This window comes from Robertmurraya mesotrionivorans (genome assembly GCF_050971805.1).
Lineage (GTDB): Bacteria > Bacillota > Bacilli > Bacillales > Cytobacillaceae > Robertmurraya_A.
Genome location: NZ_JBPCCH010000001.1, coordinates 526259 through 547525, shown reverse-complemented (window position 1 = coordinate 547525; position 21267 = coordinate 526259). Strand labels below are relative to the sequence as shown.

18 protein-coding genes are annotated in these 21267 nt (G+C 37.3%); 1 reads left to right on the top strand and 17 read right to left on the bottom strand.

All coding sequences use genetic code 11. The annotated features are described in order from the left end of the window. Positions 1-2 precede the first annotated feature (2 nt). From ACRX5O_RS02730 to ACRX5O_RS02645, 17 genes are all read right to left on the bottom strand, one after another. Positions 3-1751, bottom strand: coding sequence for a cache domain-containing sensor histidine kinase (locus ACRX5O_RS02730; RefSeq protein ID WP_433904501.1), 1749 nt, complete (start codon positions 1749-1751; stop codon positions 3-5). A 99-nt stretch (positions 1752-1850) separates the two neighbouring features. After that, positions 1851-2201 carry a GH32 C-terminal domain-containing protein gene (locus ACRX5O_RS02725; protein WP_433904757.1) on the bottom strand — a complete coding sequence of 117 codons (351 nt, stop codon included), beginning with the start codon at positions 2199-2201 and terminating at the stop codon, positions 1851-1853. Then, positions 2202-2510, bottom strand: a complete 309-nt coding sequence (locus ACRX5O_RS02720; protein WP_433904756.1) for a glycoside hydrolase family protein — start codon at positions 2508-2510, stop codon at positions 2202-2204. A 49-nt stretch (positions 2511-2559) separates the two neighbouring features. Continuing rightward, the gene (locus ACRX5O_RS02715; RefSeq protein ID WP_433904500.1) at positions 2560-3903 is read right to left on the bottom strand and encodes a NosD domain-containing protein; all 1344 of its coding nucleotides are present in this window, start codon (positions 3901-3903) and stop codon (positions 2560-2562) included. Between the two features lie 70 nt (positions 3904-3973). Then, entirely contained in the window at positions 3974-4861 is an 888-nt protein-coding gene (locus ACRX5O_RS02710) for a carbohydrate ABC transporter permease (protein ID WP_433904499.1), read from the bottom strand. Positions 4862-4879: 18 nt separating this feature from the next. Further along, positions 4880-5770, bottom strand: coding sequence for a carbohydrate ABC transporter permease (locus ACRX5O_RS02705; protein ID WP_223588955.1), 891 nt, complete (start codon positions 5768-5770; stop codon positions 4880-4882). Between the two features lie 92 nt (positions 5771-5862). Beyond that, complete coding sequence (locus ACRX5O_RS02700; RefSeq protein ID WP_433904498.1) at positions 5863-7197, bottom strand: ABC transporter substrate-binding protein; 1335 nt, start codon at positions 7195-7197, stop codon at positions 5863-5865. A gap of 71 nt (positions 7198-7268) precedes the next feature. Continuing rightward, positions 7269-7565 (bottom strand): DUF2961 domain-containing protein, encoded by a 297-nt coding sequence (locus ACRX5O_RS02695; protein ID WP_433904497.1) that lies wholly within the window; start codon positions 7563-7565, stop codon positions 7269-7271. A 1126-nt stretch (positions 7566-8691) separates the two neighbouring features. Continuing rightward, positions 8692-8859, bottom strand: coding sequence for a hypothetical protein (locus ACRX5O_RS02685; protein ID WP_433904495.1), 168 nt, complete (start codon positions 8857-8859; stop codon positions 8692-8694). Positions 8860-9138: 279 nt separating this feature from the next. Continuing rightward, the gene (locus ACRX5O_RS02680; RefSeq protein WP_433904494.1) at positions 9139-10437 is read right to left on the bottom strand and encodes a TRAP transporter large permease; all 1299 of its coding nucleotides are present in this window, start codon (positions 10435-10437) and stop codon (positions 9139-9141) included. A 24-nt stretch (positions 10438-10461) separates the two neighbouring features. Continuing rightward, the gene (locus tag ACRX5O_RS02675) at positions 10462-10983 is read right to left on the bottom strand and encodes a TRAP transporter small permease (protein ID WP_433904493.1); all 522 of its coding nucleotides are present in this window, start codon (positions 10981-10983) and stop codon (positions 10462-10464) included. 12 nt (positions 10984-10995) lie between these two features. Further along, positions 10996-12000: a TRAP transporter substrate-binding protein gene (locus ACRX5O_RS02670; RefSeq protein WP_433904492.1), complete on the bottom strand. Its 1005-nt coding sequence runs from the start codon at positions 11998-12000 to the stop codon at positions 10996-10998. A gap of 82 nt (positions 12001-12082) precedes the next feature. After that, positions 12083-13126, bottom strand: coding sequence for a beta-galactosidase BglB (gene bglB, locus ACRX5O_RS02665; protein ID WP_433904755.1), 1044 nt, complete (start codon positions 13124-13126; stop codon positions 12083-12085). A 337-nt stretch (positions 13127-13463) separates the two neighbouring features. Beyond that, a complete protein-coding gene (locus ACRX5O_RS02660; protein WP_433904491.1) occupies positions 13464-14759 on the bottom strand; it encodes an ABC transporter substrate-binding protein in 1296 nt (431 codons plus the stop codon). 81 nt (positions 14760-14840) lie between these two features. Then, a complete protein-coding gene (locus ACRX5O_RS02655; protein ID WP_433904490.1) occupies positions 14841-16394 on the bottom strand; it encodes a response regulator transcription factor in 1554 nt (517 codons plus the stop codon). Positions 16395-16398: 4 nt separating this feature from the next. After that, positions 16399-18156 (bottom strand): sensor histidine kinase, encoded by a 1758-nt coding sequence (locus ACRX5O_RS02650; RefSeq protein ID WP_433904489.1) that lies wholly within the window; start codon positions 18154-18156, stop codon positions 16399-16401. Positions 18157-18469: 313 nt separating this feature from the next. Further along, positions 18470-19669 (bottom strand): coiled-coil domain-containing protein, encoded by a 1200-nt coding sequence (locus ACRX5O_RS02645; RefSeq protein ID WP_433904488.1) that lies wholly within the window; start codon positions 19667-19669, stop codon positions 18470-18472. A gap of 454 nt (positions 19670-20123) precedes the next feature. Between ACRX5O_RS02645 and ACRX5O_RS02640 the strand changes: the two genes are divergently transcribed. Continuing rightward, complete coding sequence (locus ACRX5O_RS02640) at positions 20124-21242, top strand: oxygenase MpaB family protein (protein ID WP_433904487.1); 1119 nt, start codon at positions 20124-20126, stop codon at positions 21240-21242. Positions 21243-21267: the final 25 nt, after the last annotated feature.

The window sequence follows — 21267 nt, the reverse complement described above, 5'->3', positions numbered from 1 at the left end:
CCTTAAAGCTTGTCATGGATGATTTCATCATTCTTTAGTCCAACCTTAAGATAAACGGTAGTTCCCTTTCCTATTTCACTCTCAATCTTTAATCCATATTCCTTTCCATAATAAAGCTTCAATCGTTCATTAATATTTTTTAAAGCATAACCCTTTTTGTTATTATCTAAGACATTCATGTCAAATCCTTTTCCGGTATCACGAATAATGAAAAGTAAACCTTCCTCGACCTTTGTCCCTTCAATCATGATCGTTCCGCTTTCCTGATGTTCTAACCCATGGTAAACAGAGTTTTCTACAATGGGCTGTAACAGCAATTTAATGATACTTTCTTCCATAATTTCAGGTTCAATCATAAATGTGTAGTGGATTTTATGGTCAAAACGAATATTTTGGATATCCAGATAACTTTTTACTTGCTCGATTTCATTATTTACGGAGGTAATATGATTTCCTTCATTTAAGGTAAGCTTAAAGATTTTCGACAAGTTGATCGCAATTTTTGCTATTTGTTTCGCTTGTACTTTCTCTGCCATCCAATAAACGGTGTTCAACGTATTATATAAAAAATGCGGATTAATGTGGCTTTGCAAGGCTAATAGCTCTGCTTCCTTTTCCTTAATCTGTGATTTATATAACCTTTTTGTTAAATGATTATTCCAATTATAAAGGTGAATAATCTGTTTCCCAATCTCCCCAATTTCATCCTCATTGTTAAAATGAATACCTACTATTTCCTCTCGTTTTTCCATTTTTTCCGTAACCATGCGCAGCAAACTTAACTGGTTTGTTATTCTCCTCGTTATAAATAAAGCAAAAATTAAGGAGATGATTAATGCGATCACTAGTAATGAAATCGTTATCAATCGAAGTTGGTTAACCTCACGAACAATCGTTTCATAGGGGATCATACTGACGACATCCCAATTTGTTTTTTTGTTTGTATGATAATTAAAGAAATATCGTGTTCCATTGATTACTTTTTTACTTGTTCCGCTTTCCTCACGACCTTGAATGATTTTGGCTACCTGAGAGGAGGAGAAACGATTGCTGCTAGAAAACAGGATTTTATCCCCATCCACTATTAATATATCGCCTGGAGGGTTACTATTTTTAAACATATTTTCAAAATAAGATCGATCAAGATCAATCAGGACAGTCCCAATTTGTTCCTTCGTTCCAAGATCTCGAATATTTCTTCCATAAAGTAAAGATTGATTACTATCTTTCACAAGTTCTAAATTACTGCCATTTAGCCATTCACCCTGCCACTGACTATGGAGTAAACGCGGATAGATATTGGACTTTTTTACCGCTTGATAGATGTCATATTTCAAATTCCGTTCCCCGCGGTTTACTTTCAAAAAGCCGTGATTTTCATTCCCAACGTAAATCGCATTGATATAGGGGTTATTTACCACTGTAATATTATTCAAGTTTTCTAGAGATGACGTTTCTAATCTGTATAACTTTGCATCTGTTTTTTTATAGGTTAAATAAGACTGTATTTCATTTGAAAGAAAGATGTCATTCGATAAATTCTCTACATTGCTTGCAAAAGCATTAATATTCCAATCGACAATCGTTAAAAAGTTATCAATCGTGGTAGACACTTTATTTTCTATTACTTTACTAAAATAAATGAACGTTAAAGGACCAATAACAAGTAAAGGGATAAGTGCTGAAAACAGTGCTAATAAGATAATCTTCCGCTTAATTGGAGATTCGATGAGTCTCATTAGTTTAGCCATTATGTTTCTCCAGTTTATAAATTTTGTCCATGGTCATACTTACTCTGGTGATAGAATACTTGATTGGTTCACTGTCCATCGGTCAAGCCAATCCACTTTTTAATATGATTGCGGATGAGCTAATTCAAAGATCAGACTGGTCATGGTCATTTCCCCATTATTTGTAAATACCTCAATCGAAGAAAGATCGATAGATGGAAAGAATCCATTAAAAGTGGTTTCACCTGAGTTTCTTCTATCAATGTAAATTTCCTCTTTTTCAACATTATACCCTATCACTGTTTCTTTTTTGGCTGATTTCAACACTTTTATCCCAAATTCCTTTGCTACTTCAAACTCAAATTCCACAATCATTTCACAAGTCGTTCCTTGAAGGTTCAAAAGGAGATTTGTGTCTGGTTCTAGTATTTGATTCTCAAGGTGGATATGTTCGGCACGGAGATTTTCCAGTTACTTTATTGGCTTTTGAATCAACAGACCCGTGGATGTCAGAAATAGTTCTCGTGGAAGCGTCATCGCACCTCTCCACCCTTGAGTCGGAGTTTCGTTTGCATACCTCCAGTTGCTCATCCAGCCGATATAAATTCGTCTCGCATCTATTGTGTCTGACCAACTGACTCCAGCATTATTATCCTTGCCGCTATCTAGCCATTTGACTTTTTGATCGGAACCATCAATTGTAAAGCTATGGCCGTCGAAATCGCCGACAAAATATTGTGTTTTAGAACCAAAAAGACTTTCAAGTGTCCGACTTGCAATTGAAACTTTGGAACAAAAACTACCACAAAAACATAGTTGAATATATTATTTATGCTCCTGGCGTTGGAGTGGCTCTGAATGCATTTACAGTCTTGTCCATAACAACCTGTGCATCACTTCCCGAATCAAGAATCGTATTTTGAAGCGATTCTTTTTCTACCAATACTGTTGTTACGGTAAGCGGCTCTGATGCTTTGGTAGTCAACAAAGCTTCTACTTGCGCAGAGAAACAAGAATCACTTATCTTGGCATGAACCTCCGTGGCAACAACATGATTATTAGAAATATAATTTCCATTACCCGAAACAATACGTATGATTACAGGTGTTGCACCTACCGGCTTGATGTTCTGAGTATTAATTACTTCAGAAAAGTGATTAGCAATTACAGAATTATTATTGCCACTGATATAGAGGAGACCATACAAATCATCTAAACCATTGTCTATTCCCAGAAAAGGAGTCCAAGGTTCATGGTCACGTAAAAAGTGATTTGAAGAAACCAAGTTTTCCGAACAATTTTCCCTGAATACCACCATTCCTGGATAAAATGAGTGAAGTCTATTATTTGTGATACTAGAACGTGTCACACCATCAAAATAGATACTGCTCGCACCTCGCGGAAAAACATTATTCGCTGTAATCAAAAGTCCACCAAAATTTTGAGCGTAAATTGAATATCCTTTAAAACCGGCTCCTATCAAGTTATCGGTTATTTTTGAAGCCTGTCCCCAACCTCGTAGTTCTATACAGTTACCACATTCAGCTATGAAATTATCATGTATAGTCAGTGCATCTGCATGATAAATAGTAATTCCATGCTCTAAATACACAAACCCCATGCCTTTAATCCGAAATGAGTCACAAGCACTTGCAACATAAATACCCGTTTTCCCGTTAGTGTATGTGTTTTCCGGATTTGTTTCTCCTGAACCATCTTCAATAAAATGCAAACCATCAATACAAAAGTCAGAAAACTCTACCGAACTTATTCGGGGATTTCCACTTCGTTCAACATAAAATGCAGCTCCTTTATATTCCTCGTCATTTACTTCTATGGGAATATCTACGAGTATGCGACTTCCTCCCGGCCACAATTCATGCAAATCCGCCCATTCATTCTCAGAAGTATTAAAACGAATACTCGAAGATGTAAACCCGTGTCCAGAACCCATAATTTTAAGATAACTGATGTCTATAACTACTTGACTGCCAAGATGATAATCTCCCGGTGGAATATAGATAACCGCACCCGGCTTTCCGCCTTTATTCACATCAGTGTCCGTTTGCCTACTTTTAATATCTGCTATAATGCTATTGATTACCTCACCAATATCCTCATAAGGATTACCGACAGGCCACTCTGTTACGTCGTAATAATTTTTACTAGCCATAAATAAATTCTCCTATCAATTTAGTGTGTTTGTTCATAAACTACTTTTTCCTTGATTCAAGATCAAGTCGTTATTCTTTTACTGCTCCTAAAGTCATGCCACTTACAATATAACGCTGTACGAAAAAGGAAAATATCATAACAGGCAGACTAAATGAGATGGCCGCAGCTGTCATTGGCCCTAAATCAAGATTATAAGCAGTTAAAAATTCTGAAATTCCTACTGTCGCCGTTTTGGCATTCGTACTGGTCATGAGTAACGAGAACAAAAAATCATTCCAAGCTAACATAAAAGTAAAGATAGCAGTCGTTGCCAGTCCAGGAAGTGACACCGGAAGAATAATTCTGATAAAGGCCCCGATCCAGCTGCATCCATCCACCCTTGCCGCTTCATCAAATTCCTTTGGAACCGAGTCAAAAAAACCTATCATTAACCAAATGGCAAATGGGACATTTAAGCTGGTATACACCAAGATTAAGGCAAAATGGGTATCAATCAAGCCCATACTTTTTATAATCATATACATCGGAATCGCAATACTAATCATTGGTACCATTCTGATCACTAACGTAAATAACAAAAAGTAACTTCCTGTTATGGAAGAAAACCTAGAAATTCCATAAGCAGCCATCGCACCAAAGAATACGCTTAAAATGGTGCTGGCACCGGCCGTAATTAAGCTATTAAAAAAGTACTTTCCTATAGGCAAGTATTCGAACATTTTCCTATAATTTTCTATTGAAAATTTCGAGGGCCATAAAGTCGGGGGTGCAGTCACTGCCTCGGCGGATGGTTTCAATGATGTTAATAGTAGATAGAGATACGGACCTAGGAATAATAAAGCCAGTAAACAGGTGACCACCAATACAATCAGCGTCCATATTTTATGTTTAAAATGAAAACTAGTAAGCCAAACTGGTTTTTCAACAATCGTTTCTTTTATTGGCGTGTGGGCCATGATCTATTTCACCTCTCCTTATGAATGTCTTCTCCTAGGTGACCACATTTTTGTAATGAAGAAAGAACTTAGGACTAATAAAATGATGATAAAAATGACGGCCATGGCACTTGACTGCCCCACTTCTCCATATCGGGTCAATGTCTTATACATATAAGTACTTAGCAGCTCGGAAGAAAAACCTGGTCCTCCTTGCGTTAGTACCCACACAATATCAAATGTTCTTGCAGCATCAATAATACGAATTAATAAGGCTACGGTTGCGACTGGGATAAGAGAAGGAAAAGTAATGTAACGGAACTTATGCCATTTATTGGCCCCATCCATATCAGCAGATTCATATAAACTAATAGGAATTCCTTTAATACCTGCTAATAGAACGAGCATAATGAAAGGCGTTGTTAACCAGATGTCTGCAATAATCGTAGAATAGAGTGCAAAACGTGAGTCTGATAACCAGAGTATTTGATGCGGGTCAGAAAGTATTCCAAGTTTATAAAGCCCCCAGTTGATAATGCCGAATTGATCATTAAGCATAAACTTCCAAATTATCCCTGTAACTAAAGGTGCCAGCATAAGCGGGCTTAACAATAGAGTCCGAATAAATTGGCTTCCTTTAAAAGCATTGCTGAGAAGCAAAGCAAGGATAAGCCCTAAGATAAACTCGAAACCCACCGCTACTCCTATATATACCACTGTGTTCCAAAGGGCTTTTAAAAAACGTTCGGAAGTCAACGAGTTTGTATAGTTTGCAAAACCGACAAATTCTCGTAATGAAGGATTAATGATATCAATCTTATAAAAACTGTCTCTAATTAAAAGAAAAATTGGATAGACCAGAAATACCAACATAAAGATCCCTGCAGGAAAGAAAAAGATCGTCGATAATGCCCCATTTTTCAGTCTCAACAAAACCGCTCCTTTCTATCAAAATGTTATTTTTTAGAACCTTTTCATTGAAAAAATAGTCCAATGAAAAGGTTCTATTTAAACATATTATTTTACTGTGGCGGTAATAAATCTTTGATTACATCTGCTGCCCAATCAAGTGCCTCTTGAGGTGTTTTTTCACCGGAAAGGGCATATTGCACGGCTGGAATGAGTGCTTCACTTTCAATTTCTTGCCATTCCTTAATAGCAGGTCGATTTTGTGTTTGTGGTCCGCTTAATGTCGTCATAAGCGGTTTCAAATGTTCATAGCCCTGCTGCGTGCTATAACTTTCAAATACAGATTTTCTCGCTGCTACACCCAATGATTTCATAAATAGTTCATTCTTTTCATAAATAAAGTTGAGGTACTCCTTGGCGATCTCCTGTTTTTTGGAAGAACTAGGAATAACCTGATACCATGGGCCTGGGACAGCACCTATTCGTGCTCCTCCGCCAATCATTGGAGCACTTCCAACTTTTCCTGCTACCTTTGATTGTTTAGAGTCATTTGAAGGGACATAAAAGTGACCCCATGCAAGCATCATTGCAGATTTTCCATTCCAAAATAGCTCAGAAGTTTCAGCAGATGCCATTTCAAGTGCACCTGATGGAACCGATTGATCCTTTTTCAAAAGATCAACTAAGAATTGTAAAGAATCAACATACGGTTTCGTATTGACAAGAACTTTGCCTTTATCACCAACTACCAATGGTTTCGCACCTGCTTGGGCTGCATGATCAAGCCAGCTGGCTACCGCATCTCCATTGTTCGCACCAAAGACCGTTGTTCCGTACATATCCACTTTTCCATCATTATCGGTATCTTTAGTAAAAAACTTGGCAACATCACTATATTCATCCCATGTTGTTGGCGGATGTAGCTCATATCCATACTTCGCTTGGAAATCAGCTTTGTTCTTTTCATCTTCGAAAAGATCTTTACGGTAGATTAAATTTTTGGCGTTCGTCCATACCGGCATTCCATAAACCTTATTCTGATAACTTCCGCCTTCTACTAATCCTGGGAATAAATCATTTTTAAGGTCATCTGTCATGAGATCTTCTAACGGTAAAAGTCCGCCAGCTAGAGCAGGAAACCAAAGTATATCGATGGTTGCAACATCGAATGCTCCTGCCTGTGAAGCTACCTCAGCCTTAAGTTTGTCATAGACTCCGGTATAGGGAACGGATTCAATTTTAACTGTATAGCCTGTTTCCTCTTTAAATTCCGCAGCGGTTTCTTTTGCTACCTTAAAGGCCGGGCTTCCCCCTTCAACAAGAACCGTAATCGTTTTGTTATCACCTTTTGCTTCGGAACTTCCTGTTTTTTCTCCCGAACAACCCGATAAAAAGAGAGATGATACTAATAATAATGAAACAATTGATAGGATCCCTTTTTTCTTCACCGCAACAAGCCTCCTTAATTATTAAATAAATTATCTATCCTTTTGCCAAAGTGCTCTTGGACATCGCTTCCCTAAGATACTCCGTGATATGGACCGGCATATTCACCACTAGGAAAACCCCATGCTGCATTAAAATAATCTTCGGTCCCTGTACCATGAATCGATGGCGGCCATTCTTCCCCATCAATGAAGAACATGTCATCACCCTCGCCTGGCCATGTATACTCTTGATTAGAGGCATCGAAATTGTCAATGTTTAAGACGCATCCTACATAATGGCCTTTCCCTTCCGCATCGAGAATGACAGTTTTCATCACCCGTTGTATTTTTACCTGGAAGGTCCCAAGGGGCAGGATTTTCAATATCACTGTCAAACACTACCTTTTTACAAGGATTTTCACGGTTCCAGGTAGCATGGAATCTTCCCATATCATCAGGAATTTGGTCCTTGCTGTCATATGCCTCATAATCTACATAATAGAATAAGTTCTCTACTTTTTCTTCACTTTCATTGATTAATTGAATTTTCGCACCATCCGCAAATGGCATCGGAAAATAACAGTTCATTGAGGCTGCAAATAATCAGCCATTACGTAAGTTGCACCAGGTTCCACTACGGTAAAATCTCTATTTTCCACTGTACGGTCATAACTTGATTCGCGTTTTGAACTTGCATTCTTAATAAATGGTAATCCCCCTAATGGGCTATTAGGCTGCTATACATTCATTGATCATTCTCCTCCATTGTTTCTATTCTTTTTCAAAAACTTGATAACGGTTACATTTCTTGAAGTAAAAATGATTAACTTTTATTTCCTTTTGCCCCCTCTAACGTTTTTGTAAATCCTCTTTACACTTTTATTGTAATAATTAAGGTGTTTTAATAAAATTCTAACTTTTTTAGAAAAGGTTATATATATTTAGAACTTTTTCAATAACAAACATTCCAGAATAATTAGAAGCTTGTTCCACTTTTTTCGATGAGGTGACAGGCACAGGGCATAAGAGATAAAGGAAACACGAAGAGCGAAAGCAACCACTTGCAAAACACATGATTGCCATCTTTGAAAAGACATCATGGGCTTTGCAACGAGCTGAACAGCAGCTTCTTTGAATATGCTTTGGCGCAGGAGCAACAGCGATTCGATGTTGACTTATCGTAGAGAGAAGAGCGAAGTACAGATGGCTCGAAAAAGCTACCACTTTTCCTTCGTGCGAGGTATCGCTTCCGAAGCATATTCTTGTGGAGCTACAATTCTCAAAGTCGAAATGATCAAATGATTTCCGAACACTCCAGAGAAATTTACAAGTTAAAAAATAAGTAATCCCTTCAGTCTTAATTCCACAAGTTAAAATTAAAATCCCGATATCTTCCCCCGTTCTTCTGACAAAAGATACTGGGTTTTAGATATCTTGGATTGTCGGGTATATTGATTTGCAGCAATAAAACAAAAAAACCTCTTTACAAAAAGAGACTTCTTTAAACCTGCCACATCATTTATTTTTTAAAACCAGCAGTGAACAGCACTCCACATGTTCTGAATAAGTTGAAAGAGATACCCATGGAATCAATCTTAGATATTGGTTGTGGAACAGGCCAATTACTTCTCTACTTTCTTCTAGCAAAGCTTTGATATAACACCCATCACAAACTGGTTTCATAAAAAGCCCCCCTCAGGACATATTTATACACCTGATTTATTCTGCATGTCGTTCAAAAACACCTTTATTCAAAACACTTATTTGTAAGGAAATTTAACATTAGTTTGGGTATATATCACTAAAACCAATTCCAACCAAATTCCTATCGGTTCCCGAAATATATTGAAATAAATTAATAATAGGGTACAAAAAAAGAAGTCCATCACTGAACTTCTTTGATTACTTAATTTACAACATAATACTAGCTTTTCTTAACAAGGTTTACCCTCCTACGAACATCTATAGCCCCAGTAAATTTGGTAAGAACAAACTGATTTGCGGTACATAAGTAATGAGCATTAATAAAACAAATATAGCTGCATAAAAAGGAAGGAGCGGCTTGAGAACTTCCTCGATTTTCACCTTCGCTACGCTGGCTCCAACAAACAGTCCCGTACCAACAGGTGGTGTAATTGAGCCCACGCATAAGTTAAAAATGAAAAACATAGCAAAATGGACAGGGTGTACCCCTATGCTAGTAGCAATAGGTAAAAAGATCGGTGTAAAGATTAAAATCGCAGGAGCAACGTCCATGAAACATCCAATGAGTAACAAGACAATATTCATGATAAACAGAATGATAATTGGATTATCAGAAATCCCTAAAACAAAGCTGCTAATCGCTGCTGGCAGACCAGTAAACGCCATGGCAAAAGACATGAGCGAGGACGCTGCAATCAATAGCATGATAATTCCTGTCATCTCAACCGCTTGCACAAGAATATTCGGTAATTGTTTGAGTGTAAGTGATTTATAGTATACAAGAGCAAGAAATAATGAATATACTACACAGATGGCAGATGCTTCGATAGCTGTGAAAGCTCCAGTAAGAATCCCGCCAATAATGATAAAAATCAATAACAAGCTTGGTATGGCTTCAATAAAGATTTTTTTTACATTAACATTCTTTGCCTTAGATGTGATGGGGAAATTTCTCTTTTTTGCAATCATGAATGCAACAATCATGATCGCAAGAGCCCATAGAATTCCGATTACGTACCCACTTATAAACATAGCAGCAATGGAGGTTCCTCCGCTTATTAACGAAAAGATAATAAACGCCGTACTTGGAGGAATAATCATTCCGGTTGGGGCCGAAGCAATATTAACTGCCGCTGCAAACTTTTTGTCATATCCCTCTTTTTCCTGAAGTGGGACCAACACACCTCCAATGGCTGTTGATGCCGCGATAGCTGAACTAGAAATACTACCAAAAAGCGCATTTCCCATGACATTGGAGTGAGCCAAGGAACCAGGGACTCTCCCCGTTAATACCTTGGAGAAGTTCACCAACTTAACGGCAATTCCTCCATTATTCATTATGATTCCTGATAATATAAAGAACGGTACAGCAATTAACGAAAAGCTATCCAGACTGGCCACCATTTTTTGTGCTGATGTAAACACAGCTACATCAAATGGCAATACCAATAAAACCGTTGCCAAGGAAGCGACTGAAATGCTTATCGCGATCGGTATTCCTACAGCTAGTAGAACGGCAAATACTAAGACTAAAATGATCGTGGCTTGTAAAACCATGCGAGTTCACCTTCTTTCTATAATTTAAACAACTCTCTCTTCTGGAAATTGATCTCCATTATCCGTAATTACTTGTTTTTTCTCAGAAAATAGTTCGATCATATTTTGAATACTGTAAAAAAGCCCTAATGCTCCACTGACTGGTAATGAGAGATAAACCAATCCCATTGGTAAATGCAGAGAAGGTGATAATTGTGCCATTGTAATGGAAATTGCCCGTGCTCCTCCATACAACATAATAATGCCTGAGAAGAATAAGAAACTCGTTTGAATCACGATATCAATTGACAACTTTTTATTATCCTTAAAACGATCACTTAACAGTGTAAAAGCAATGTGCTTCTTTTTCCCTACCACATAAGCAGCTGATAACATCGATAGCCAAATTAAAGCGAATTTAAGAAACTCTTCTGTAACCGAACTAGGACTATTCAGGATATAACGACTGATAACCTGCCACATTGTAACCGTTACCATCACAAGGAATAATGTACCCGTAATACATTCAAGCGTTCGGTCAATCACTTTTTTGATACTTTTCACCATTTCCTCCTCCTATCACTCATCTTCACTTAAACTGCGAATCGCATTATAGGTTTTTGAAAACTCCTTACTGTTTTTAAATTGTTCATGAAGCGGTTGAACAGCTTCTTGAAAAGGCTTGTTATCTACTTCATTAAAGACAACACCGTGTTTTTCTATCGCTGTCTGTTTCTCCTTTTCAACTGCTTCTTTCCATACCGATTTTTCAAATTCTGTTGATTCTTTGGCCGCCTCATAAATGGCATTTCTTTGATCCTTTGTTAGGCCCTTTAATCTTTCAGTATTCATGACCACCATATCAGGGACCCTCGTATGTTCATCATAAGAGTAGTATTTTGTCACATCACCATGCCCAGCCGTCACAAGTACGAACTCGTTGTTTTCAGCTCCATCAATGATGCCTTGCTGTAATGAGGTATATACTTCATTACTACCCATTGGTGTGGCGGAACCGCCCAGCAACTCCACCATTTTTATAGCCGTTTCACTTTGCATAACCCTTATTTTTTTGCCTTTTAAATCAGCAGGGGTCTCTATTGGAGAATCTTTCATGTAAAAACTTCTTTGACCACTATCGTAATAAGTTAATCCGACAAAACCAAGGTCTTCCGTTGATTGATAAATGGGGTTCATAATTTTTTCATTTTCCATTACCTTATAGAAATGTTCTTCGCTATCAAACAAGTATGGAATGCCGAAAATAGAATATTTTTTCGAGAAAGATTCTAGAGCAGATCCGCTTACTTTTGTAATATCAACCGCTCCCGTTTGGGTTAATTCAATTAGTTCTCTTTCTCCGCCTAATTGTGCATCCGGGTAATATTGAACTTCAATCTTTCCATTTGTTTTTTCAGAAACCAATCTTCCAAATTCCTTCATTGAATCGATTACTGGTTGACTGTTACTTGCATAAGCAAATCTGAGTAAGATTTTTTCTTCTGCTTGAGTTTTGGTGCTACAACCGGAAATCACTGCAAGCAATAATATTCCTACAAGTACCAGTAGAAAGTTTCTCTTCATTTCTTTCCCTCCCGAATATATTCCGCTCTATTTTTTGTACATGGCAACTGAAACCTTTTTAGAGAGAACCAACTAACATCTATTAAATATAAGAATGTAAATACTCACTTAAACATAAAACCGCGAGCGATTGTCCATAAGGCATAGTAGTTGTTCTGATATCTTTATAAAACTGTAATGTATCTCCCATACCGGTACCGACTGAGACTTTTTGCAATGCTCCTTCTTGATTAATTTCCTTCAAGATTCCCTCAATAGCTTTATGGGCGACCTCTTTATAGTCCTGGCTTACATATCTTTTATGAACGGATTTTAGGATTCCATATGCAAATCCAGCTGTGGCAGATGCTTCTAAATAAGAGGATGGGTCGTTTAGTAATGTATGCCATAATCCGCTTTCATGTTGGTACTTTGCGAGTGCTTCAATTTGTCTGTTTAATGTATCTATTAGGCATTCACGAAGGAAATCTCCTTTTTTCAAGTCCAATATTTCAATAATTTCAGGAATGGCAATGGTAATCCAGCAATTTCCTCTTGCCCACAGTGCTTCTGCATAATTATGATTTTCTTCGAATGTCCAGCCGTGGAACCATAGACCAGTCTTTCTGTCAGTTAAATATTTGATGTGGATTAGGAACTGTTGTTTGGCTTCCTCTAAGTACTCGGGTTTGTTTAGTAATTTCCCGATTTTCGCTAGAGGGAGCACAGTCATCATCAATGTGTCATCCCATAACTGATTTTTATTTTCTGGTCCGTAGGTCATATGCTGTAAGCCATTTTCCTTTGTACGGGGCATATCATGCATCACCCATTCAGCCCAATCCTCCAAATACGGGATATATGTCTGGTTCTTTGTATCCTCATACAAACAAGCCAGTGTAAGAAATGGTGCCATTGTATTCACATTTTTAGGCGGCACACCTTCTTCGAATCTTGCTTCAAACCAACGATTAATAATTTCAATCGCTTTTGGGTCATTAGTCAATTTCCAATATTTATAGATTCCATATAGACCCACACCTTGAGGCCAATTCCAAACATTCCAGCTTTTATCGTCAACAATTAGCCCATCAAAATTAAGCAAAAATTCTCCAGAATCATCTTGTATTTTTGTAAGGTTCTTCATTAATAAATTTATAGAATGAATGATTTCTCTTTTTTCAATAACCTGTTCCTTTATCACAGATATCCCTCCGAAAATCATCTTTTTTTAATATTTGTCAGCGCTATCAAATCTTATAGGTTCATTGTAATGAATGCGGTTTCTTGGAACAATTTAAAAAACAGAGGTCTAGGTTTAAAAAACATTGATGTTTTTAATCAGTGATTTTGGAAGAAGTTAATACTCTTATCAACTTATTAATAAAATAAAAAATCCAGCAACGGCTGGTTTCTATCATTTATTGCTATTGTTCTATCCTAAATCTGCCCAAATCAAAAGGGGGTGCTAATCATGTTATGCACTACTTATTGCTTTGTAAAATCCTTTCTGCTTCTTCTCTAAACATCTTCGCACCATCTTCTGGAGTAATTTTCTTAAATAAGATCTTATCTGTAATATCCTTCAACACCCTTATGACCTCTGAATTTCCAAGTGGATCAGGTGAATCCGATTTACTTACATTTCGAGAAACTTTTTCAACATACTGAAAGATATTTGCTTCCACATCTGTTAATCCTGGCTTGATTCCTTCTATAACCTTTGAAGATACTGGAACACCTCGTTCACCTTTAATCAACTTATTTGCTTCCACATTGTTTACAAAAAAGTCAATGAATTTGGCAGCTTCTATTTTTTTCTTTGAACTCTTAGGGATGGAGAAAAACATACTTGGTCTTAAAAATAACGCTTTTTCCTTTGCCTGCTCAGGTGGGAGCAAGATTGATAAAGAGGAATCTGAAGATTGGGCGAATGTGGAATATTGATTGGACCAATTCCAAGTCATTGCAACATTTCCATTTCCAATAAACTCTGCTTCGTGCCCTTTTATCTGTGCTTGTACGTCAGGTGTCGGGAAAGCGTTCTCATCTATTAATCTAAGTTGCCTTTTAAAGTAATCTATGAATAGCTGGTCGTCCGAATAGCCAAGACTTGTACCATCTTGATTATAAAATCGTTCACCTTTTGTTCGTAAATAGTAAGGAAAAAATACATCCGCAGGATACATTCCATTTGTGCCGTATTTTCTTGTTGCCTTTCTTATAGCAATTGCGGTTTTTTCAAAGTCATCCCAAGTCCAGTTATCATCATCAATGACAACACCCGCCTGATTTAATATCCCATCATTTGTAATAACGGAAAGGACGTTTGATCCTAATGTAAATCCGTATAATTTATCATCATTCTTTCCACCGGCAAGCACATTTTCTCCAATCGAATGGGCATCAATGGTACCATCGGAGATATATTTTGATAAATCCTCAAGTTGCCCCTTTTTACCATATTGAAAGAGGTAGGCAGTGTCCATTTGAATCACATCAGGTAGTTTGCTCGTGGCAGCCATTGGAGCGAGCATTCTCCAATAATCGTCCCAATTCCCAAATTGGGGTTCAATCTCCACATGGGGGTTTTCCTTTTCATACAACTCAATAACCTTCAAGGTGTAATCATTTCTTTGCTGACCTCCCCACCAGGATACACGAAGGGTTACTTTTTCATGTTCACCGTTATCTCTATTCAAATTTCCACTGCTGGGGCTACATCCAGAGACGGTTAGAAGCAATATGAAACATAAAAATACCGGGCCAAGCCTTCTCAATTTTTATCCCCCCTCTGGTGAATAAACTTCTAAAATGAATGGAAACGATTTTGGGCGACAAATAAGGAATGGATGGGTACACTATGTTACTTTTCGATATTCTGAAGGTGTATACCCAGTATACTTTCTAAAAACTTGACTAAAATATTGTGGGTTATCCTTAAAACCTATCATTTCCGCTAACGTTCCAACTTTTACGTTATCCATTTCCAAAATATATTCAACTGCTTTTTCTATTCTTTGTTTCGTAAGATAAGCAGAAAACCTCTGACCAGTTTCTTGTTTAAACAGTTTTCCTAAATAATCTGGATTCATATAAAGGATGTTATTCGCTACCATTTTAAGAGTAAGATCGGGATTACTAAGATTCTCTTCTACAATTTCTATTACTCGGTCAATAACAGAGGACTGTTTTGATTTGAAATGATTATAGTATTGATTTGTCATTTTTTTGGCAGTTACTTCGATATATTCTTTCATTTGCTGTACGGTTTCCATACCTAGCAATGCGGAGGTTCCCATAAGGTAGTCTTGCATATGCTCTGTATCTACCGTCTGAATAACGGAAAGATATAGCTGGATACAGTAGGATTTTGTCAAGTCAATCCCTATCCGCAAATCAGCCATTTTTTCAAAGATGATATCGATCTCCTTCCCTACATCCTGAATATGTCCTGATTTAATTTTTATAATGATTTGCTGTTCATCCATGATCCTTTCGCTTGGAAAGTGAGTATTTATGGGAAATAGATCTTTTTTCGTTATAATGCTTCCTTCTCCTAAATAAAAGCGATGTTCCAAACACTCCATTGCTTCACGGTACAAGTTTCTGGCGTTACCAATATAATCCCCTTCACTTATAGCCACAGTGGTATCACTCTTGAAATATTGAGAAATAAGCTGCCTGATTTGTGTAATTTGACGATGCAGTTTTTCCCAGTCATTATCATCCTTGATAAGAAACAGTGCATATTCTCCAATATTGCTGCTTAGCATAATAGACTCAAATATGTCTGCTCCAATATTTTTTATCGCAAATAAATGCTGATAGGTAAAGTCACCCTCCACCTTAAAAAGGATGAGCCTAACTTTTTCATTCTTTATCTCTATATCAAAAAGTCGCTGATAGTAAGATAAGTCTTTATTTGAATAGTTTTTACTAGTTAAGAATTCCATTAATAGGTGAGATTTTATATAAGGCTGCGCCTTTTCATATTTTGCCCGAAGATCACTGACAAAGGTATCCTTGGCGTTTTGTTCCTTCAATTCGGTAATAACATCGTGTAACGCAGCCGTAATTTTTTCTTCATTACAAGGCTTTAACAAATATTTTTTGACACCATATTGCATGGCGGTCCTCGCGTATTCAAAATCGTTAAATCCGGATAAGAGAATAAACTTGATGGAAGGAAACTTCTTGTTGACATTCGATACTAGACTGAGCCCATCCATACCGGGCATTCGGATATCGCTGATCACAATATCTGGTTCTAAATCGATAATCTTTTCATATGCTTCAATCCCGTTTCTTGCAGTTGCCACAAGTTCGGTATTCAACGCCTTCCAATCAACTACACTAGAAATCCCTTCAAGAATAATCTTTTCATCATCAGCTACTAACACCTTATAAGTCATCTAATCACCCCGTCCTAACAGGTAAAACCACAGTAATCGCGGTCCCATTCCCCGAAAGATTTTCAATTCTTAATCCATAGTGTTCTCCAGCATAAAGCTTGATTCTATCGTCAATATTATTTAATCCAATTCCCGTCCCTCTAGGTTTTACCAAGCCTTCTTTGACCTTTTGCAAGATCAGGGGGTCAATACCTGGTCCATTATCTTCAATCTGGATATAAAGTTTATCTTCCTCTTGATAAGCAGATAGTTTAATATTCATCGTGTAGATAGAAGGCTCCACTGCATGCTTGAACGTATTTTCAAGTAGAGGCTGTATGATTAATTTCGGAATCCTATACTTTCTAACATAGGCGGGAATGTCCATGTCGATGTCGAATCGATCGTCAAATCGGTACTTTTGAATCGTTAAATAGCTGTTCACAATATCAAGTTCTTCCTCAAACAGAATGATATCCTCTTTAAAATTTAGGGAGTTCCTCATTAGATGGCCGAGGGATTCAACCATCTTAGAAATTTGCTCCTGTTTTCTTGTGATTGCCAACCAGTTAATAGACTCCAGTGTATTGTACAAAAAATGTGGATTGATCTGAGCCTGTAAAGCTTTAAACTCCGTTTCCTTTATCAGCAGCTGCTTTGAGAAATTCTCTTGTATCAACTCATCAATTCTTTGAATCATTGTTTTAAAATTGCGGTAAAGAATTCCGATTTCATCGTCATTTTGAATAGCAGGATTTAATCTATGAACAACGTTAAAATCGCCGTTTTGAACTTCCTGCATGGTCGTTGCTAAGTCCAAAATGGGATTCGTAAGCTTCCTTAAAAATTTAAAGCCAATGGTAATAAGAAAAACGAACATGATCATAAATACCAACAACAATGTATATTTTGCGGCCGTAATTTTTGCAAACATCCTATCAAAAGGAATGATGCTCCAATAAGTCCACCCATCAAAATTCGTTGTTATATGGTTGATAAACGTTCTTTCTCCCTTGATGTTTTCAATACTGTACCCCTGCATATTTTTCGTAAGGTACGTATAATCGCTCAAATAGTCCATTTCTTTTTCAGAAAAGATAACCCGATTTCCTTGCGTAATAACAATATTTCCTGCAATCTCCCCTTGAGGTTTCGGTAAATCGCTTACAATTTTATTTAAATTTACCCGAATAAGGAGCTTTCCGATCTTCTCAAAACTTAGTTGCTCATATGAAAGGATGAGGCGGGCTGAAATTAAGTCTCCATTATATTCATCAAGTTCCATCCAATGGTTTTCCCCCTCGTACTTATCAGCTTGAATAAAAGCAAGATTTTTATCTTCCTTCTTTAGGGGATGGCTGCTGGAACCGGATAAGAATTCCCTTCCTACTGAATCATATAAATAAATAGATTGAATGTAGTTTTCAGAGCCGATATATTTGGCCAATTCATCTTCAATTTCTTGTTGAAGACGATGGAAATCATAACCGGTTACATCAGCTTGAAGCTCTGATAAGATCCTTTGAATCTGTGGATCAACCGCAATATTGTAGCTGACTTCTTCTACTCTATCTAACTCCTTTTCGATCGTATTAGATGACATCATCAACACTTGTGAGGATTTTGTATAGAGTTGTTCATCATAAAAGGAAAACGCATATTGAAGTCCACCCAATACGAATGCCAGTGTGGTCAACATAATTAACATGATCGTTATAAATAACTTTGCATTCAGTTTTAAACTTTTATAGAAATTCGCAATGTTGACCCATATCTTTTTCATGTAATTTAATGATCTCCCTTAGCATATAAGGCTTATAAAACGGCTCCATCTGTGGAGCGTTCATAAAGGGAATGCTGTAATTTAGTATACTTAGCAAGACAACGTTTTCATTTTTTAATAAAGGGAATAATATTCCCAATTTTATACTAGTGTAATAGAAAAACACGAATGGATTACTATAAAAAACCGACTTTTTTGTGTAGAAAACAGAGATGATTGTTACAGACTAATGAAGAAACGCCGGTCATAAAACCGGCGTTTCTTACTGTAACTCCAAATAAAAAGACAAGGAAAAATCCCTGTCTTTAATCTATTAATGTATAACTCTCATAACTCTACCGTTAAACGTATTTGCCCAATAGCCACTTGACATATTGGCAATAGCTACACCTGTTGAGCTTTGTGATCCGATAAATCTGCCGCCACCAATATATATTCCAACATGTCCATCCTGTTTATATGTATTAAAAAATACCATATCACCAGGTCTCATCTCACTTACAGATACAGGTGTCCCCGTATTTTTTAGGGAATCCGTGCTAGCACCAACACGAACACCAGCCTGTGAAAATGCCCAAGATACAAAACCAGAACAGTCAAAACGTCCGTTTGCAATGTCGGAGGCTGTTCTTCCACCGCCAAATACATAGACTGAATTTCCAATATATTTATTACCTGCATTGATTACAGTCGAAATAGAATCAGATGAAACTGCTCCATTAGAAACTGGTATGGAACTAGAGCTACTTACAGAAGTTCCTTTTCTTGTCCCAGTATTAGGGTTTGCCGTGTCAGAAACAGCTGTTCTCGCAGCCTCAGCAGCTCTTTGTAATTCTGCTTTCTGCTGTTGAAGACTTGAAATTTCTGCTAAACTATCATTTTCTTGATTAACCAACTGTGCTCTTAGTGCCTCATTGTTTGCCTTTTGCTCAGCAATTTGAGCTTGCATTCCCTCAAGTTCAACCTTCATACTGTTCAGGTCATTTAGCTTTTGTTCGACAGCCTTGTATTTCTCTTCTACTGCCTTTTTATCCTCTTCATGTGCTTCTATCATTTCTCGATCAGCATCTAATATTTTTGTCACTGCTCCAACACGGTCAATAAAATCACCAAAATTTTTGGAACCAAAGACTACATCTAAATAGCTTAATTGACCACCGCTAGCTTGATAAGAAACAGCACGGGCTTTCAATTTTTCATTACGGACCCCAATTCGCTCCTCAATCTCATCAATCGCACTGTTCAGTTGTTCAATTTCAGTCTGTGTTTCCGCAATTTGAGCATTTGTAGATTCAATCTTAGCACTGTTGTCAGCAATAGCTTGTTCAATCTTTTGGATTTGTGCTTCTACTTCCGATCGCTGTGCTTGTAAACTACTAAGCTGTTGTTGAGCGTTTACAATACTGTTTTGAATATTTTGGATGGATTCCGCGTTTACTGGTGAAACAGTAAGCAAGCTACCTACTCCAAGTGTGAATGTTGTAATAAGTGTAATTAATGTAGTTTTTTTCAATTTAGGTCCTCCCTGCTCCCGGCAGTGAAACAATTTATATGTATAATGGCATTTATTGATTTCGACAAATATATATGTTAATAGTATTATATCATCAAAATTTGACAATAATATTATGGGAAAGTTACAAATATATTTCAAATATTACAGGATTCAACATGTTTTATATAAATATAAATAGCTGAAAAGTAATATACATAAAAGTACCCTATAAAAGAGACCTTTTTCGTAGTGTCTTCTTTATAGGGTATTTTTTAGGAATACCTCTTACGATATATGCATTGGGTAATGTCGGAAAAATCTAACAACTTATCGTTATTATTATGGTAAAATTTTCTTAAATAATCCTTTGTTAACTTCAATCATGTTTACATATTAGTCTCCCGATAGGAAGATTTATGTAAATGTTTCAAGTCTACTGTTCTACTAAGGGTTAGTGAGGAGGGGGAAAGGGATGTTATATACAGACGAGTGTTTGGAGAAGCTGCGGATGGAAGGCGATCCAGTTCTGGACCGAATAATGGATGAACTGTTTCAGAACAGTCAGGTTGGATCCGTAAACGAATTATTGAAGCGATTAATGCACAATAATCAGGAGTATCCAGAAGAATTACCGGATACCATTGAATTTTGGCTGAGAAATACCGCTCATTGCCCGGAAGGAGTAGACTTGGCCAGAATAAAAAACGCGACTGATCTATTTCAGGAACATGGCATTGCCATCACCTTCTTACTATCAACAAGCTCACTTGTGAATTGTTACGCAGCACGTAAAGGCGTGAAGGTCCTTACTTTCAGTTATCGCTTAGGTCAAAACGCTTACCGCAGAATAGCTGAAACAGGGCAATTCGTTCTTCATATCTTAGCGCCAGGTGGACTTGAATCCGGAGGACAAGGAATCAAAGCCATTCAAAAAGTCCGTCTCATGCATTCAGCCATTCGCCATTTGGTGCAAAAGACCGGCAGATGGGACGAAAAAGAGAATGGCATCCCCATTTGTCAGGAGGATCTGCTTGGTACTCTAATAACCTTTTCCATAGTCGTCATAGATGGGCTTCGTCAACTAGGTATGAAAGTAACAGATAAACAAGCGGAAGATTACCTGTACTTTTGGAAAATAGTGGGAATTATGCTGGGAGTTCGAAAAGATATTCTCCCAGAAACCATCCTAGAGGCAAAGCAGTTAGAGATAATGATTAAAAAAAGACACCATGGACCATCTCCTGAAGGGGTTCAGATGACTCGTGCTCTACTTGAATTTCACGCAGACCTCATTCCTGGTGAGTTGTTTGACAATATAATCCCAGCTTTAATTCGAGAAACCGCAGGGGACGAAATAGCAGACTGGATGGAAGTTCCTCACTCCAACTGGATAAAAATTATGAAATTCAAAGAGCTAACGGGCTTTTTGCTTGATCCAGATTATACGGGCTTTTTTGGAAGCATGGTCAATCGACTTGGGTTAGCCATACTGAAGCGCCAGTCACTTGCGATGACCGATTATGAATATACTAAATTTCTTATCCCAACTGAATTGCAGAATGCTTGGGGAATTGAGGAGAAAAGGGTGTAACAATAAAACAATCAGGTGTACAAAT